The 17,591-nt window shown below is 61.8% G+C and carries 13 protein-coding genes and 1 pseudogene; 6 read left to right on the forward strand and 8 right to left on the reverse strand.

Translation table 11 applies throughout. The annotated features are described in order from the left end of the window. Positions 1-4: 4 nt before the first annotated feature. Entirely contained in the window at positions 5-1,072 is a 1,068-nt protein-coding gene (locus J2W17_RS08905; RefSeq protein WP_307332501.1) for a hypothetical protein, read from the reverse strand. Between the two features lie 443 nt (positions 1,073-1,515). On the opposite strand from J2W17_RS08905, the gene J2W17_RS08910 reads away from it, so the two are divergent. Further along, positions 1,516-1,773, forward strand: a complete 258-nt coding sequence (locus tag J2W17_RS08910; protein ID WP_307332503.1) for a hypothetical protein — start codon at positions 1,516-1,518, stop codon at positions 1,771-1,773. Here J2W17_RS08910 and J2W17_RS08915 read toward each other — a convergent pair. The 6 genes from J2W17_RS08915 to J2W17_RS08940 form a co-directional block, all read right to left on the reverse strand. Further along, the gene (locus J2W17_RS08915; protein WP_307332506.1) at positions 1,770-4,970 is read right to left on the reverse strand and encodes a glycogen debranching N-terminal domain-containing protein; all 3,201 of its coding nucleotides are present in this window, start codon (positions 4,968-4,970) and stop codon (positions 1,770-1,772) included. The genes J2W17_RS08910 and J2W17_RS08915 overlap by 4 nt on opposite strands. Positions 4,971-5,159: 189 nt before the next feature. After that, positions 5,160-6,272 carry an HlyD family secretion protein gene (locus J2W17_RS08920; RefSeq protein WP_307332508.1) on the reverse strand — a complete coding sequence of 371 codons (1,113 nt, stop codon included), beginning with the start codon at positions 6,270-6,272 and terminating at the stop codon, positions 5,160-5,162. A 6-nt stretch (positions 6,273-6,278) separates the two neighbouring features. Further along, positions 6,279-7,127, reverse strand: a complete 849-nt coding sequence (locus J2W17_RS08925; RefSeq protein WP_307332511.1) for a hypothetical protein — start codon at positions 7,125-7,127, stop codon at positions 6,279-6,281. 1 nt (position 7,128) lies between these two features. After that, positions 7,129-8,457 carry a glycosyltransferase family 2 protein gene (locus tag J2W17_RS08930; RefSeq protein WP_307332515.1) on the reverse strand — a complete coding sequence of 443 codons (1,329 nt, stop codon included), beginning with the start codon at positions 8,455-8,457 and terminating at the stop codon, positions 7,129-7,131. A 5-nt stretch (positions 8,458-8,462) separates the two neighbouring features. Continuing rightward, complete coding sequence (locus tag J2W17_RS08935) at positions 8,463-9,800, reverse strand: TackOD1 domain-containing metal-binding protein (RefSeq protein ID WP_307332518.1); 1,338 nt, start codon at positions 9,798-9,800, stop codon at positions 8,463-8,465. Between the two features lie 527 nt (positions 9,801-10,327). Beyond that, positions 10,328-11,218, reverse strand: a complete 891-nt coding sequence (locus J2W17_RS08940) for a LysR family transcriptional regulator (RefSeq protein WP_307332522.1) — start codon at positions 11,216-11,218, stop codon at positions 10,328-10,330. 137 nt (positions 11,219-11,355) lie between these two features. On the opposite strand from J2W17_RS08940, the gene J2W17_RS08945 reads away from it, so the two are divergent. Together J2W17_RS08945 and J2W17_RS08950 are read left to right on the forward strand one after the other, a co-directional pair. After that, positions 11,356-12,780, forward strand: coding sequence for an MFS transporter (locus tag J2W17_RS08945; protein ID WP_307332525.1), 1,425 nt, complete (start codon positions 11,356-11,358; stop codon positions 12,778-12,780). 125 nt (positions 12,781-12,905) lie between these two features. Continuing rightward, positions 12,906-13,034: pseudogene (locus tag J2W17_RS08950) on the forward strand (glutathione S-transferase family protein); the annotation flags it as partial. Here the strand turns inward: J2W17_RS08950 and J2W17_RS08955 are convergent. Continuing rightward, entirely contained in the window at positions 13,003-13,323 is a 321-nt protein-coding gene (locus J2W17_RS08955; RefSeq protein WP_307332528.1) for a carboxymuconolactone decarboxylase family protein, read from the reverse strand. The pseudogene J2W17_RS08950 and the gene J2W17_RS08955 sit on opposite strands and share 32 nt — an antisense overlap. A 197-nt stretch (positions 13,324-13,520) precedes the next feature. Here J2W17_RS08955 and J2W17_RS08960 point away from each other — a divergent pair, with 197 nt between their 5' ends. Genes J2W17_RS08960 through J2W17_RS08970 form a run of 3 tightly spaced genes read left to right on the forward strand, consistent with a single transcriptional unit; the run spans position 13,521 to position 17,485 of the window. Continuing rightward, complete coding sequence (locus tag J2W17_RS08960) at positions 13,521-14,894, forward strand: glutamine synthetase family protein (RefSeq protein ID WP_307332530.1); 1,374 nt, start codon at positions 13,521-13,523, stop codon at positions 14,892-14,894. 21 nt (positions 14,895-14,915) lie between these two features. Next, positions 14,916-16,307, forward strand: a complete 1,392-nt coding sequence (locus tag J2W17_RS08965) for an aldehyde dehydrogenase family protein (RefSeq protein WP_307332535.1) — start codon at positions 14,916-14,918, stop codon at positions 16,305-16,307. Between the two features lie 17 nt (positions 16,308-16,324). Further along, positions 16,325-17,485, forward strand: coding sequence for an iron-containing alcohol dehydrogenase (locus tag J2W17_RS08970; RefSeq protein WP_307332537.1), 1,161 nt, complete (start codon positions 16,325-16,327; stop codon positions 17,483-17,485). The last annotated feature ends 106 nt before the right edge of the window (positions 17,486-17,591 follow it).

Raw genomic sequence — 17,591 nt, forward strand, 5'->3', positions numbered from 1 at the left:
TGGGTCATGGGGCCATCTGCTGGTTAGTCGACTGGGTCGCGGTCCAATCGACCGCTCCGCTGCCCGAACTGACCGACGGTACTTCGGCGCTGCTCGCCAGGTTGCCTTCGATCTGCGCCGCCATGTACAGCGTTCCCGCCATCACGCCTGTCGTCGGGTTTTGCACCAGCTTCACCCAAGCCTTGTCGAACGTATTGCCCAGGCTGCTGCGGATCAGCGCTTCGCTGTCCGGCCGGTCGTTGGCCTGAATGATCGCCCGTACGCCCGCCACGCCCACGGAAATCAACGCCCCGGCCAGTTTTCCCGCCGCCGCGGCCACGGCACTGGCGGCCCCGCGCGGGGCCATTTCGGCTTCGATCCTTTTGCTCGCACGCCTGGCCACCGGCGCCATGGCAGTCTCGGTATTATCCACCCCCTTGTCGCCGCCCGCCTTGTGGATCTTGTCAATCAGCGCCGCATACGCCGGCAAGGTATTCAGCGGCTGGGTATGCACCACCTGGTAAAGCGAGGCGTTCCGTGCCGGGGGCGGTCCCAGGGCGATGGCCGGAATCTTCTGAATACGGCCATTGAGCTGGGCCATCGGCACCCCGTAACGCTGGGAGATGCGCTGCAATTCTTCCTGGAGTATGTCCACGTAAAACGCCATAGACAGATTGAGAATCTGGTCGGGATCGATCTCCACCGCGACCGGCGCCAGCACGCGCTGCTGGTATTGCTCCAGCAGATAAGCGGCCAGGCGCTTGGCCGAGGCATCCTGCTCGCCCTGGGCGCTGAGGCTGTACCAGCTAACCTTCATCGATAGCCATTCCTGGGTCCAGTAACTGCTGAACCAGGGGATGAAGTTCTCTTCGGTCAATTGATAGACCCGGGTTCGCCAGTAATCCATGGCACCGCGCGAGTAGATTTTCGCCTGCTCGGTGGCCGATTGCGACGCCGCAACGATCTCCCTATCCACCTGCTGCCAAGTGCTCTGGGATACCACGACCGGCGGGGCTGGCACCGGGGCACGCGCAGGCGTGACGCACCCCGCCAACACCACCAGCACGGCGACGATCAGCCAACGCAGGTTCACGATCGCGGTGTCCTACAGACTTCCCCCGAACAGGATATCCGGGGTTTTGAAGGCTTCTGATTTGAGTATAGGTGGCGGTGGTTGGCCATTCGTCTGGATGTTGTGTCGGGGCGTGGGGCCTCTTCGCGAGCAGGCTCGCTCCCACAGTGGATTTGTGGTGTGACACTGTTTCGTGAACGACACACCCCCTGTTGGAGCGAGCCTGCTCGCGAAGAGGCCCCCAAGAACACCACAAAACATCCGACCATCACTCACATCGATATCCACCATCGCCACGAATGCCTTCCGCTAAAAACCCGTCAGCGTAGGATCAATCTCAACCCATCACCAAACCCCGAACCGGAGGGGCACATCATGATCATCCATCTCCTGACCTGCCTGGCCCTGACCGCCGTCACCCTGAGCATTTTTTCCTGGTACGTCCTGTCCGAGGAGCGCACGTCATGATCCACTCCGTCACCCTGGCCGTGAGCTTCCCGGTCTTCGGCAACAACTATTACGCCCAACAGGTCGTCTCGCGCAAAGAGCTGTCCCTGGTGTTCGACCAAGACTTCGAGGCCTTGCTGATGCCGGCCGCCACCCATCACTTCAACAACGAGGTGGTCGGGCTCAACGATCAGTTCCGCTTCCTGAATGACGTGCTGGTCGAGCATCTGCTGGACGCCGAACTGACTCGGCATTCGGCCGCCAAGCGCTACTAACTGGTACTCATGATCCGTACACCACGCTGGCGATTGAGCACTTCGACCATGACGTTCTCCCCCGCGCGCCTGAGCATCACATCGGCCGACTCCTTCCCGATGGCCAGACGCCCAAGGGCGATGGTGTCCAGAAAGGCTGGCATGACCGGCTCATCGAACATGATGGTGCGTTTCTTCGGATTGAAGTTCAGGCCCAGGCAGGATTGAATCAACGACAGCGGCGCCGCGGCTGCCCAGGCCTGGGGCGAGCAGGCCACCGGGTAAAAGGTCGGGCCCTGGTTGCGCTGGCGGCGAAAGCCGCAAAACAACTCGGGCAGACGGCGCAGGTCGATATAGGTGGACGCAGCGAACAGGCCCTCGAAAATCCGCGCCGCTTCCTGCCGATAACCGTAACGGGCAAATCCGGCCGCGATCAGCGCGTTGTCATGGGGCCACACCGAGCCGTTGTGGTAACTCATCGGGTTATAGCGGGCCTCCGAGGAGGCCAGCGTGCGCACCCCCCATCCGGTAAAAGATGAACGGTCCATTAACGCGGCCACCACCAATGGCGCGCGCTCCGGTAGCGCGATGCCGGCGAACAGGGCATGGCCGGCATTGGAAGACCTGACCCGGCAAGGCATTTTGTCGCCGTCCAGCGCCAGCACATAGGTGCCCAACTCTTCGTCGAAAAACTGCGCATCGAACCGTTGCCGCAGGTGCCGGGCTTTCTCCTTAAGGCTCTGCGCCCGATCGGGATCACCCAAGCGGCGGGCGATTTGCGCGGCACCGTTCCAGGCGCCATAGACGTAGGCCTGAACCTCGACAATCGCGATCGGGCCCACCGCCAGGCGCCCGTCCGCGTGAAACACCGAGTCGTGGCTGTCCTTCCAGCCCTGGTTGATCAAGCCTTCGCTCGATTGCCGGCCATATTCGACGAAACCGTCACCATCGCGATCACCGTATTGATCGATCCAGTTCAGCCCGGCCTCGATGTTTGGCCACAGCTCGCGCAAGGTCTCCAGGTCCTGGGTTCGCTCAAGATAGGCGGCGGCCAACATGATGAACAGCGGCGTGGAGTCGATGCTGCCGTAGTAGCGCCTGAAGGGCACCTCACCGAGCTCGGCCATTTCCCCCAGGCGAACCTCATGCAGGATTTTCCCGGGCTCGGCATCGGCGGCGGGGTCGACGCTGGTCGCTTGATTGGCGGCCAGGTACCTCAGTACGCCGCAGGCGATCCCGGGATCGACCCAGAGCATTTGCAACGCGGTAATCAAGGAATCACGCCCGAATACCGTGCTGAACCAGGGGATACCCGCGTACGGATACAGGCCATGGGGTGTGTTGCTCATCAGCATGTTCAGGTCTGCGATGCTGCGGTTCACTGCTTCGTTGAACACGTCATGGGAGGTGATGACAGAGGCTGCACGGGCAAAGAACGCCCGCGACTGACGACGGGCGTCGCGCAACGACACGAAAAAACCGTGACGCACCGAATAAGGTGGATTCTGTACCCCGCAATTGATGTCCATGAAGAACGACTGGATCTGCCCTGGTGCCAACTCCACCTCGAACAGCGCCTGGTCACACGTCAGGCTGGCCGGCACCGGATCAAAGCGTAGCCGGGTGGTACGCCGTTTGTGGTCGAGACCGGTGTAGGACAGCAGCACCTGTTCGTTGGCAATCTCCGCCCGATGGGTTTCTCCACGCTGCGAGCGGCGGGCGCCGCGCACTTCGAAGAGGTCCTTGAAATCGGCCACGAACTGGATGCGCAATTGCAGGCGTTGTGGGTACTCGTCGAAATTGCGCAGGGTGATGCGTTCGCAGCAGGCCCCGTCCCAGAGAAAGCGCGAGCGGCGCAGATGAATCAAGTCGTGATGCAGGATTCGCTTGCCCTTGGCATCGAGCAGGTCCGGATTGGTCAGGTCGCAGGTGAGCATCGTATTGTCGTCACGCAGCGTCGAACTGAGCAGCAACGGGCGCGCGCCATTGATCGTCAAGTAGAGTCCCGACAGGTGCCGGGTATCGGTATGAAACAATCCCTGCGGGCTGTCCTCTGTCACCAACACGTCGCCATTGGGATCGAACACACCGAACGTGTCGTTGTGCTTGAGCGTGCGCAGGCGCATTTCCTGCAGAGACGCCGAGGCCGGGATATCGAAGGTACTGCCCGGTTGCGCGACGCCGTCGCCCGCCGTCAGATGGCGGTACAGGTCCAGATAGTGCCCGGTCATGTGTTCGACCGTGAACCGTTGCTCGAACGCGGCTCGTACCCTGCCCCGGTCCAGCGCACCCAGGCGCTGCACGGCTTTCAATGCGCCTTCCATGTCGTCGACGATATAGCCGGACACGCCGTCGTCGATCACTTCCGGCACCGCGCCATGACGAAACGCGATGACCGGCGTGCCGCAGGCCATGGCTTCGATCATGACCAGGCCGAAAGGCTCAGGCCAGTCGATGGGAAACAGCAGCGCCCTGGCGTTGCCGAGGAAGTCCGCTTTTTGACTCTCGGCGATTTCGCCAATGAACTCAATGTTGGGGTGAGTCGCGATCAGCGGCGCGATGACATTGTCCCAATAAGCCTGATCCGCCTTGTCCACCTTGGCTGCGATCTTCAAGGGCAGGCCGGCCATCGACGCAAGCTTTATCGCCCGGTCCGGGCGTTTCTCGGGGGAAATACGCCCCAGGAAAGCCAGGTAATCACCTGTGGGCTGCGGATTGAACGCCAGCAGATCGGCCGGAATACCGTGATAGACATTGCCCACCCAGTTGACGTTGCCGATCAGCGGCAGCCGTTGCGCCTTGGATATCGAGACCAGTGGCACCTCGGGAAAGTGGCCGTAGAAAGATTGATAGTCGGCGACATCCAGCCGTCCGTGCAGCGTGGTCACGCTGTGCCCGGCCAGATGACGGATCAGCGGAAAATGAAAGATATCGACATGAAAGTGCATGATGTCGAATTGGTCTGCCTGCCTGATGACCTGGTCGAGCATCAGGATATGATGCGGGATCGTATCCTTCACATCAGGATCGAGCCTCAGTGCCTGCCGTGATCCGGACGCCAGGCGCGCCGAGGTTTGCGAATCGCCGCTGGCGAAGAGCGTGACGTCATGCCCCTGCCGGACCAGTTCCTCGGTCAGGTACGACACGATGCGCTCGATGCCTCCGTACAGATGAGGCGGGCAACGCTCCGCGAGCGGCGCGATCTGTGCGATCCTCATGGACATACCCTCCGGCAGATGACTTGCAGGATAACGGCCCGCCGCGCTTCGGTTTGTGCCCTCGGCATGCGGACGGTGACCTTTCCCTCGATTGACGACCGCCTCGCTGCGTCAGTTCCATCAGGTCATGGCGTCACCGCTCAGCGGTCGCACGGCATAGCCGTTCGATAAAGCAATCGACAGCCTTGCTCACTGACTCTCCGGTGCAGTGCGGGTGGTTCGGTCTGCGATGAACCCGTTCAACTGTTGGATAAATTCACGGCTGTCACTGAACATCTGCTGCCAGTCGGTAGGAAAGCGCACATTCAACGGCAGTTGATCGATTCGCCAGCGCGACGCCAGCGGTTTATCGAACCGGGCGGCTACCTGCAAGCCCATTTCGCTGGCCGCAAACGGCCCGCGCAATACCGTCGGCGTACGCCCGGCGCTGTCCACGGACTGGACCACATGGGCCGTCAGCCATTCACCATCGGGCATGCGTACGCGCAGCGGCTGGCCAATCGCGGCGTAGCTGATGTTCAGCGGCTCCAGATAGATCCACAACAGCGGCTCCTCCAGTCGCTCGATGCGCATCAGCAAGGTCCCGGCACCGACGTTTTCGCCGGGATTGACCAATACCTCGGCCACCCGACCGTTCTGGGCGGCATTGATCGACAACGCCGCCAGGCGGGTTTTCAGCCACTGCTGCTCGGCGTTCTGTTGGCTGATCTCGCGCTCGATACTCAAGGGTGACTGGCGCGCCAGCTGCTCGCGGCGCTCCAACGCCAGCAGGTCGGCGCGAAACGCATCGAGTTCGGATTCAGCCGCCAACACTTCACCACGGGAGACGGCGCCGCGATACACCAACTCTTGCAGGGTCTGCACCCGTTGCTCCGCCCTGCCCACCCGGGTCCTGAGCAACTGGCGCTCTTTGGCCTCCAGTTGAGTGCTGGCGGTGCGCGTCGTGTCCTTGGGCATCGCCGCCAGCTGCAACAGCCGGGCACGCCATTCCGGATTGTCCAGATGCACCAATGGCTGATCGACCCGCACCTGGTCGCCGGCCATGACATATAACTGCTCGACCCGACCGGCTTCCCGCGCACGCACTTCGAGGATCTGCAGGCGCAGTTGCGCCGGTGCGTCGATCATCAACAGGCTGTAAGCCAGTTTGCCGCCCAGCCAGATCAAGGGACTGGCCACCAGGAACAGGATCAGATACCAGCGCACTCGAAACGCCGCGCGCTTGCTCGGCGCATAGAGCACGGTCAATCCCTGTTCCTGGGTCGGGTGGAGTTCTTTGCGGCTGTCGAATCGGATTTTCATGACGGCTCACCGTTTTGGAAAGTCTCGCCAGGCTTGCCAGTCGATGCCGGCAATTCCCCGTGGTTGCAGTTGTTCGCGCCAGGCGCTGGTCTGGCGTCGCAGCTGTTCGGTCGACGCGTCGGCCCACGATTCCGTGGCATCCAGTTGCGGCTCCGTGCTTTGTGCCAGGCGAAATTGCAAGTCGGGCCAGCGCCTGGCGATCTGCTCGGCCTTGCGCGCACTGTTGTGTGGATTGCGGGTGTAGATCATCAGGCTGACCCGGTGCACGCCCGCGTCGGGAAGTGCGCAGGGCACGCAGGTTCGTCCGGGCCTGGTCTCGGTGAACCAGCGGTGATGACTGGAGATTTCCACCGGCCATGGGCTCTCTTTGGCAGCCGCACGCAAGGTCTCGAGCCAGTTCTGCAAGTTCCGGTCAGGCACTGGCACGCCCAACTGCTCGACTTCCAGGTCCAGGTGCAGGCTGGTAAAGGACAGCCCTTTGAGTTTGCTCAATAAGTCGGTGAGCTGATGGCGTTGCGGCGGTTCGATCCAGGCCGGATCGCCGAGCAACAGGCTCACTTGCAACTGCTCGCTGGCCGCTTCCTGCAGCAATTGCTCGAGCTGTCGGCGGGTGGTGGCCAGATCATCGATCTGTGCGGCCTTGAGGCCCAGGTAGATCTTGTCCATCCCGGCCTTGCGCAGTGCTTGAAGCTCCGCCTGGCGTTGGCCGGGATCGAGCAGCGCTTCGCTGTCCCAGACATAGCTGGCCTGGGACCACTTGTCCGCGCCTGACGCCTGATGCGCCAGCGGCACTGCGAACAGCATCGCCGGCGATAGGGTCAGGGTCAGGGTCAGCACCAGCAGCAGCGAGCGCATATCAAAACCTCGTGGCCCGTTTAAGCACCCACCAGGGCGCCATCGAGCTTTCTTCATGGCCACGACGAAACATCTCGTTGAGCATGGCCACGGCGCTCCAGCAGCGCATGAGGAGCATGAACAGCGGAAAGACCGGCACCAGCATCCCCAGGGTCATGTCCTGACGCGGCCGGTCGGACACCAGCAACATCATGGTGCCGAACATCAGCACGGTGATCAGCAGGTACAGCAGATAGATCAGTACGAACAGGAACAGCAGCGTCCTGCCCGGCAGAACGAACAAGGCGATCAAGGTGTAGCTGAAGATGATGAACGGCAGCACCAACTGAAAAAAGAAGCCGCTGACCAGGATCATCAAAAAGCTCGGCCAGCCCAGTAACCTGGGGTCGATGTTGTGGTTATGCTTTCTGACATACAGGAAAAACAGGTCGCCATCCCAGCGCAATCGCTGCATCAGGAACTGGCGCAGAGTGGCCGGTGCGTCGGTATGGCCGATCGCTTCCGGCTCGAAGGGGATGCGCAAGTTGTGGCGCTTGAAGTAACTTTTGATGCGCAGCGTAAGGTCCAGGTCTTCGGCGGTATGGGTGTTCCAGCCGCCAATGTTCACCAGGAAGCTGCGACGGAAGGCGCCGAAGGCCCCCGAGACGTTGTTGACCAGGTTCCATTCGGCCAGGCCGATTTTCGACATATGGATCGACAACAGGTATTCCAGCGCCTGCATCGCCGTGACCCAGGAGGCCCACACGTTGCGTACGCGCAGGCTACCGGCGACCGCCGGCACCGAGGGGTCCTCGAAATGGCGCACGATGGCGCTGACCATGTTGTTGTCGAAGGAGGTATCGCCGTCGAGCGCCATGACGATTTCACCGCTGGCCAGCGACAGCCCGGCGTTCAAGGATGACACCCGCCCGCCCCGCTGCCATTTGGCGATCGGCCGTAAATGGCGCTTGGGGTACAGCTGCGGGTCCATATGGAAACGGCGCACGGCGTTGAGTGTCGCCTGGTTCATCGTGGCCCCGTCCACCACCGGAATCATTTCGATGTGGCCCGGGTAGGTCTGCTCGCACAGGCTTAACAGGGTGGTCTGCACGTCCATCCCCTCGCTGTAGCAGGTGATGATGCAAGAAACCCTGGGGCGGTACGTACTGATAATCGGCACACTGGTGCGCCGCCGGGCAAACCAGCGCAACACCCCCAGCAGCACCATGATCGTCATGGGCAATTCAAAGATCAGGAACAAGGGAAACAGCATGAAGAACAAACGGCTCAAGCCGTCCGGCCCCGCGAGTTGGCCGAATGCGTAGTAGAGCTGTTCCAGTAACGGGCCCATTGCCCTCACTCCAGCTCACTGGCCAGACGGGCCAGCAACAGTTCGCCATCTTCCTGATCGAGCAGTTCCTGGGGTGCAGTGAGGGTGATGACACGCAGGGAAATGTCACTGACTTCCGGCGCGGAAAACAGCTCGGCCACCCGGCTCAGGCGTTGTTTTACGCATTCCAGTCCCTTGGCATCGGTGTGCGGGAGCATGATCCAGAAGAACTCCTCGGTGCTGCGCGAACACCGATCGGTTTCCCGTACGGACTCCTTTAACCGGTCCGCCAGGCTGTCGATGAAGGCATGGCCGCGGTGCTCGCCAAGCAGCGACATGGTCCCGGCCAGGTTGACGAAGCGCAGGCCGATCAGGGAAAAAGCCGGCGACGGGTAGCGCCGTGCAAGCAGGATCTGCCAGCTCAACAGATCATAGAAATCCCTGCCGCCGAGCAGACTGAGTCGACCAAAGTGCCGGCCCGAGTGATCGCAGAATTCCTGGCGACAACGGAATCGACCCGCCTCGGCCAGGCGAAAATCCCTGACTTCCCGGGCGCGTAACTGGTCAGGGGTGTGGGACATGCCGCAGTCCAGGCAGCGAGCCTGCACCTCGGCATCGACGAAAAATGCCTGGCACGCGCGGCAGCGATAGTTCTCCATCGGCCGATCGTAGTCACTGCCGATATGGCGCAACCGATTCAAGCAGTTGGGGCAGAGCAACACCCCGTCCTTCAGAAAAGACTCCTGCGCGCCGACATGCCCGCAGGTGAAACAGTGCAAGGACGGCTGGCGCGCGATGTCCAGGGCATGGCATTCGGTACACACATCAATGAAGTTGAGCCGGCCCGAACCACAGTCCGGGCACAAGCGGACGCGATCGACCAGAACACCCTCCTCCAGCCAATCCTGCTGCACCATCAAGGCCAGCCAGGCGAATGAATTGATCTGCTCGCTATCAGCCAGGGCATCGAGCAATGGGTAGCGATAGTGTTGGGGTACTTCCGCGTCCCGCAGGGCACACACCTGAGCGTTGTCGCGCAACCATAGCCAGGCGAGCACCCGACTTTCAAAGCGGCCCGGCGCCGGTCCCTGCCTGAGCAAGCTGAAACGATCCTGCCATACTTCCCAGCGTGCTTTTATCTCGCTGGCTTCGGCAGGACAGCCACCATCACCCAGGGCTTCGCACCAGCCATCCTGATCGCGGCAACAGAAAATCAGGCGGTAGCGATAAGAGGGCAGCGAACGTAACTTGCGCAGCACTCGTCCGGCATAGGCTCCTGGCATGTCCAGCAGGAGTACATCAAACACGGCCACCGCCAGCAGGCTGCCGAGATCGCTAAAGTGTTCAAGCTGCGCAAGGTTCAAGTCTGAAACCCTGCTACCGAGTAACGCAATCCGAGGGTGGGGAGTCGGCATGACGCTCGCCTCTACCAATAGATAGGCACATGGTTAAACAGCAATATAAATAACACTACCATTGCGCGTAGAAAAAATGCATCTGTTATCGGGTTGTTTACATCCACGATTCGACGAACGCGCAAAGCCTTGCTCACCGTGGGGTACAAGCAGAACTGCGAACTTAACCCAAGGATAACTATATTTATTCAAAATCAATTAGTTATACAGGCCGAACATTATAAGCTGGCGATTATGAAACCTGCTAGTTAATGGCCACCATCGATAGCAATGCGCCATATAAACAACATAATTGCAAAGAAGAAAATTTCGCACTTGAAAGCAACGATACCTACTGTTTTTTAATAAGTTCAAAGTAGCCTTATATCAAAATAACTTGCCGTTATTTCCATATAGACTAAACATTACCGCAAGCGTTACATGATTTTAACACTAATGAGCATATGTACAGCTGTCAAATTGATAACCTGTAGTGCTTATTGCGTGCAGACATCACGAACACAACTGCGTAACCACAGGTGGGCGTAATCACTGTCCAGTCGCGGATGCCATAGCATTGCCACGGTGAATGTCGGCACAGCGAAGGGTAATGCAAAGCTGTGCATCCCTTCGCGCAAGCTGGCGGTATGCCGTTCAGGAACACAAACGATCAGGTCAGTGGTCCGGGCCAGCACCAGAGCGGTGGAGAATCCGGCGACGATGGTCGCTATATGCCGCTCCAGTTCGAGCGGCGCCAGGGCGTCATCGATCGGCCCTCTTTCGAGCCCCCGCCGAGACACGCTGATGTGGTCGCCGCTCGCATACCGGGCGGGCGTCATCTCGCCCTTCGCCAAGGGATGCCCCCTGCGGACCACACCGATCAATCGGTCGCGAAACAAGCCCTGTGTCCGCAGCTCCGGGCTGGCAGACTTGCCCACGACGCCCGTCTCCAGATCGACCGTGCCGTCGCGCAATGCGTTGCTGTCCTTGTCGGGCTTGTGCATGAAGCGCAGCCGCACCCCGGGTGCTTGTCCGGCCATGCGCGCAATGAGCGCCGCGCCGAAATTCTCGACGAAGCCTTCACTGCTGCGCAGGGTGAAGGTGCGGCTGAGTTGAGTGAGGTCCGGCTGTTCGGCCGGCCGCAGCACCGCTTCTGCGTCCTGCACCAGTTGACCGACCCGCTCACGCAGTTCCAGCGCCCGAGGTGTCGGCACCAGGCCCCTCCCGGCCCTGACCAGCAGCGGATCGCCGGTGGTTTCGCGCAAGCGCGCCAGCGCCCGACTCATCGCTGACGGGCTCAACCGCAAGCGCTTGGCGGCACGCGCAACGCTGCCTTCGGCGAGCAGCACATCGAGGGTGACCAGCAGGTTTAAATCGGGAGTGGACATGGATTGCCCCTGGGCTGTGGTGACATGGCGTTTGATGCAATTATTGAATGCAACTGCTGCGCCTTCCGCCATGTTAGGCCCCGAGCGTACCTTTGTGACAGCTCCACTTCGGAGTGACTTCACGAAAGAGGGCCAATATGAAGCCAACCCTTGCAACTGTAGACACCCTGCAACCCACTGCTTCAGTACGGTTGGCATTGGCCAGCCTGGCGCTTTCGATGTTGCTGTCCTCGCTGGGCACCAGCATCGCCAATGTCGGCCTGCCAATCCTGGCCGCCATATTCGACGCCTCGTTCCAGCACGTGCAATGGATAGTCCTCGCTTATCTGCTGGCGATCACCACCCTGATCGTCAGCGTCGGTCGTCTCGGCGACATTTTCGGTCGACGACGCCTGCTGCTGGGCGGCATCAGCCTGTTCACCCTGGCCTCGACCCTGTGCGCCCTGGCGCCGACGCTGTGGTTGCTGATCGGCGCCCGGGCGCTGCAGGGTCTGGGCGCGGCAATCATGATGGCATTGACAATGGCCTTCGTCGGCGAAACGGTGGCCAAGCAAAGAACCGGAAGCGCCATGGGGTTGCTGGGGACGATGTCGGCGATTGGCACCGCGATGGGGCCGTCCCTGGGCGGCATGCTGATCGCTGGTTTCGGCTGGCGGGCGATCTTCCTGATTACCGTACCGCTGGGTCTGCTGACGGGGTGGCTCGCGCATCGCCACTTGCCTGCTGATCGCCAGATAGCCAGATCCGGGCGTGCCCGTTTCGACTCGCTGGGCACACTACTGTTGGCACTGACGCTGGGGGCATACGCCCTGGCCATGACACTCGGCCGCGGCACCTTCGGTTTCCTCAATCTGGCTTTGCTGGTGGCGGCGGGCACCTGCGGCGTTCTGTTCGTCTTCGCCCAGACCCGAGTCGGCTCACCCTTGATCAGGTTGTCGCTGTTGCGCGACCCGCAACTTGGCGCCAGCCTCGTCATGAGCACTCTGGTGGCAACAGTGATCATGGCAACGCTGGTGGTCGGGCCCTTCTATCTCTCGCAAGCACTGGGATTGGATGCCGTCAGGGTCGGCCTGGCGTTGTCGGTCGGGCCGTTTGTGGTGGCGCTGACCGGCGTGCCCGCCGGCCGCATCAGCGACCGTTTTGGCGCGCGACGCATGACCCTCGCCGGGCTGATCGCGATGGCGGTCGGCTGCCTCACGCTGGCGGTGTTGCCACTATCGCTCGGCATCGGCGGCTACCTCGCGCCCATGGTGCTCGTCACCCTCGGCTATGTACTGTTCCAGACGGCCAACAACACCGCGGTCATGGCCGATGTTGCACCGACGCAACGGGGCGTCATCTCCGGCCTGCTCAACCTGTCGCGCAATCTGGGGCTCATCACCGGCGCCAGCGCCTTGAGCGCGGTGTTTGCGCTGGCATCGGCGACGGCGCAGATCAGCAGTGCACACCCCGAGGCGGTGGCCAGCGGCATGCGGATCACCTTTGCCGTTGCGCTGGGGTTGATCGTCACGGCTCTGGCGGTCGCCTTGGGGGGCCTCGCCATGAAACATGACCGCTCGTAACGCTGAACAAGGGCTGTCCGGTGCTTCGCTATGCTTGTTGAAATTCGGAACAAAGGCCGCAGGGCGCCGAGGAGCTGGATGATGTCATTGACGCTTTAGATCCTCAGCGATCGACTATTCGGTGCAACGGCGATCTGACCAAAGAGCGCTCCCTGCTGACGACGGCGTACGGCATGCTCGAGCGCCAGCTGGCGTCCCGAACCTGGGTCGCCAGCACGGATTTCAGCCTTGCTCCAGCACATCCTCCGCCCAGCTGATGGCCGCCACGACGGTAGGAAAGCCGATGGTGCTCGTCAGCGCGATCAAGGCATGGCGGATCTGTTCTGGCGTAGCGCCCGCTTCCAGGGCCCGCCGGGCATGACTGTGCACCGCGCCTTCGGAACGAATGGCTGCGGCGGCGCCGAGCTGGATCAGCTGGACCACTGCGTCGTCCAGCGGGCCGGCATGCCGCACCGCCGTACCCAGGGCCTGTACGGCGGCCAGGTAATCCGGGTACTGCTTTTTCAGTTGTCGGTAGGTGTTGTGCTCTCTTTTCTTACCCATCTCTGTCTCCTCGCGAGGCTGTGCCCGGCCCGATTTGACCGGCGTCGATTGCCGAAACTTGCGCATTCCAACAGTAAGCTAAGCTAAGAACAGCTCATTGCCCACGATGCTCGCGTCTGCAGGTTTTGGTTTTTTTCTGGAGAGCGTCTGCAACAGCTATTCAGAAAGGTCCAACCCCTTCCCGCAGGACTGACGTGATGACCGAGCCCCTCCTCAGTTTTGATCAACTCAAGCGTGCCGCGGCTGCCGGCGAAATCGATACCGTGCTGGTGTGCATGGTCGACATGCAGGGGCGCCTGGTCGGCAAGCGCTTCCAGGTCGAGTTTTTCATCGACAGCGGCCACGAAGAAACCCACTGCTGCAATTACCTGCTGGCCGACGACATCGACATGGAGCCGGTGCCGGGTTACGCCGCCGCCAGCTGGAGTAAAGGCTATGGCGACTTTGTGCTCAAGCCCGACATGGCCACCTTGCGCCGGGTGCCCTGGCTGGAGTGCACGGCGCTGGTGCTGTGCGATGTGCTCGATCATCACCATCGGCAGGACTTGCCGCACAGCCCGCGGGCCATCCTGAAAAAGCAGATCGAGCGCCTGCGCCAGCGCGGTTATACCGGCATGTTCGCCTCTGAACTGGAATTCTATCTGTTCGATGAGAGCTACGAGGCCATCCACAACCGCAACTACCACAAGCCCAAGACGGCCGGTCACTACATCGAGGATTACAACATCCTGCAGACCACCCGCGAGGAACCGGTGCTGCGGGCGATTCGCAAGCATCTGCAGGCCTCGGGCATCCCCGTGGAAAACTCCAAGGGCGAATGGGGGCCGGGCCAGGAAGAGATCAACATCCGGTATGCCGATGCCCTGACCATGGCCGACCACCACGTCATCATCAAGCACGCCTGCAAGGAGATCGCGCAGCTGCAGGGCAAGGCGATTACCTTCATGGCCAAGTGGCGCTATGACGCCGCCGGTTCCAGCAGCCATATCCACAATTCGCTGTGGGACAAGAATGGCAAGAAGTCGCTGTTCTTCGACGCCAAGGCCGAGTTCGGCATGTCCAGGCTGATGCGCGCCTGGGTTGCCGGGCAGCTCAAGTACGCCAATGACATCACCTGTTTCCTCGCGCCCTACATCAACTCCTACAAGCGGTTCCAGGCCGGCACGTTTGCCCCGACGCGGGCGGTCTGGAGCCGGGACAATCGCACCGCGGGCTTTCGCTTGTGCGCCGAGGACAGCAAGGCCATCCGCATCGAATGTCGCATCGGCGGCGCCGACCTCAACCCTTACCTGGCGTTCGCCGCCTTGATTGCCGCAGGCCTGGCCGGGATCGATGAAAAGCTTGAACTCGCCCCACCGTTTGAAGGCGATGCCTACGTCGACGAGCAACTGCCGGAAGTGTCCAAGACCCTGCGCGAGGCCTGTGCCGCGCTCCAGACGTCGAGCATGTTGCGCGAGGCGTTCGGCGATGACGTGATCGACCACTACGTGCACACCGCCGAATGGGAGCAGAAGGAATACGACCGACGGATTACCGACTGGGAACTGCAGCGCGGTTTCGAGCGCTACTGAGCAGCCTTTACCGAGAAGATCATGACTTCAATGATTCAGCTCATCTCGCCGGTCGATGGCCGGGTCTATGCCGAACGCCACTGCGCCGATGCGGCGCAGATCGACCAGGCGTTGGCGGCTGCCGAAGCGGCCCAGGCGTTATGGAAACGCCGGCCCCTGAGCGAACGCGCCGCCTGTTGCAGCGCCGCGGTGGACGCCATGGTGGCCATGCAGGCGGACATCGTGCCGGAACTGGCCTGGCAAATGGGCCGTCCGGTGCGCTTTGGCGCGGGCGAATTGCGCGGGTTCGAAGAGCGGGCCCGGCATATGATCGCCATTGCGCCTGAAGCACTGGCCAAGCTGGAACCCACGCCTGTCGCCGGTTTTCGTCGGCAGATCAGACGCGAACCGCTGGGTACGGTGCTGGTCGTCGCCCCCTGGAATTATCCTTACCTGACGGCGGTGAATACGGTTATTCCGGCGTTGATGGCCGGCAACAGTGTGATCCTCAAGCACGCGTCGCAAACCCTGCTGGTCGGCGAACGCTTCGCCGAAGCGTTCAGCCGCGCCAACCTGCCTGCCGGCCTGTTTCACAACCTGTTGCTCGATCATCAACAAACGGCCGCGATCATCGCCTCGGGTCGGGTACAGCAGGTGAACTTCACCGGTTCGGTCGAGGGTGGCAAGGCCATGCAAAGCGCCGCCACCGGGCGCTTTCTCGGCATGGGCCTGGAGCTCGGCGGCAAAGACCCGGCCTATGTCCGGGCCGACGCCAATCTCGAACACGCGGTGGAAAACCTGGTGGACGGCAGCTTCTTCAACTCCGGTCAGAGCTGCTGCGCGATCGAACGCATCTATGTCGATGAGAACATCTATCCGGCTTTTGTCGAGGGTTTCGTCGCCTTGACTCGCCAGTACGTGCTGGGCAATCCCCTGGACGAAACCACCACGCTGGGCCCGCTGGTGTCGCCGAGCGCGGCTGATTTCGTGCGTGGGCAGATCGCCGAAGCCCTGACACTGGGCGCCCGGGCGCTGATCGATCCACGGGCCTTCGCCGCCGATGCACCGGGCAGTGCCTACCTCGCACCGCAGGTACTGGTCGATGTCAACCATCGGATGTCGGTGATGCGCGAAGAAAGCTTCGGGCCGGTGGTCGGCATCATGTCGGTCGCCAGCGACGTCGAAGCCATCGCCTTGATGAACGACAGCCAGTTCGGGCTCAGTGCTTCCATCTGGACCCAGGACCTCGCCGCCGCCGAACAGCTGGGCGACGAGATCGCCACCGGCACCGTGTTCATGAACCGCTGCGATTACCTCGACCCGGCCCTGGCCTGGACCGGGGTCAAGAACAGCGGGCGCGGCGTCACCCTGTCGCGCCTGGGCTACGAACATCTGAGCCGGGCGAAATCCTTTCATTTGCGCCACGAGATTTGAGCAACCAGAGGTGAGCCATGAGCCTGACCGCGAACTGGAACTACCCCACCAGCATCCGCTTCGGTGCCGGCCGCATTGCCGAACTGGCCGAGACTTGCCGCAGCCTGGGTATCGAGCGACCGTTGCTGGTCACCGACAGTGGCCTGGGGCGCGCCCCGATCACCACCGCGGCGCTGGACGCCCTGCGCGCCGCCGGTCTTGGCGTGGCATTGTTTTGCGACCTCAAGCCCAATCCGGTCGAAGCCAACCTGGCGGGCGGGCTCGATGCCTGGCGCGCCGGCAAGCACGATGGCGTGGTGGCCTTCGGCGGTGGCAGCGGTCTGGACATGGGCAAGCTCATCGCCTTCATGAGCGGTCAGACGCGACCGGTCTGGGATTTCGAAGACATCGGCGACTACTGGACCCGGGCCGACGAAAGCCGTATCGCTCCGGTAATCGCGGTGCCGACGACGGCCGGTACCGGCTCGGAAGTGGGCCGCGCAGCGGTGATCATCGACGAGGGCAGCCACACCAAACGCATCATCTTTCACCCGAAAATGATGCCGCGAGTGGTCATCAGCGACCCGGCCCTGAGCGTCGGCATGCCGGCCAAGGTCACCGCTGGCACCGGCATGGATGCATTTTCGCATTGCCTGGAGGCGTACTGCGCCCCCGGTTTTCACCCCATGGCCGAAGGCATCGCCGTGGAAGGCATGCGCCTGATAGCCAACGCCCTGGTGCGGGCCGTGCACATGCCCTCCGACCTCGAGGCGCGCGGGCAGATGCTCGCGGCAGCGGCGATGGGCGCCACCGCCTTCCAGAAGGGCCTGGGCGGGATGCACGCCCTCGCTCATCCGGTGGGCGCGTTGTACGACACCCATCACGGCATGACCAACGCCACGCTGATGCCCTATGTACTGAAATTCAATCGCCCGGCCATCGAAGAACGCATCACCCGCCTGGCGGCCTGGCTGCGCTTGCCTTCGCCGGGTTTCGACAGCTTCCTGGCCTTCGTCCTCAAGCTGCGCAAGGACATCGGCGTGCCGCACACGCTGTTCGAGCTGGGCGTGGATGATCGCCAGGCGGACCTGATCGCGGACATGGCAATCGTCGACCCCTCTGCCGGCGGTAATCCGCTGCCGTTGACCCGGGCCGGCGCGGCAGAAATTTTCGAAGCGGCGTTTCACGGCCGTCTGTAGGAGCAAGCTTGCTCGCGATGGACGTTAACGATAACGCGTGCTTTCTGAATAAACGCGTTGCCCTTGAGCCCATCGCGAGCAGGCTCGCTCCTACATTAAACCAGGG

It is taken from the genome of Pseudomonas lini (assembly GCF_030812475.1).
GTDB lineage: Bacteria > Pseudomonadota > Gammaproteobacteria > Pseudomonadales > Pseudomonadaceae > Aquipseudomonas > Aquipseudomonas lini_A.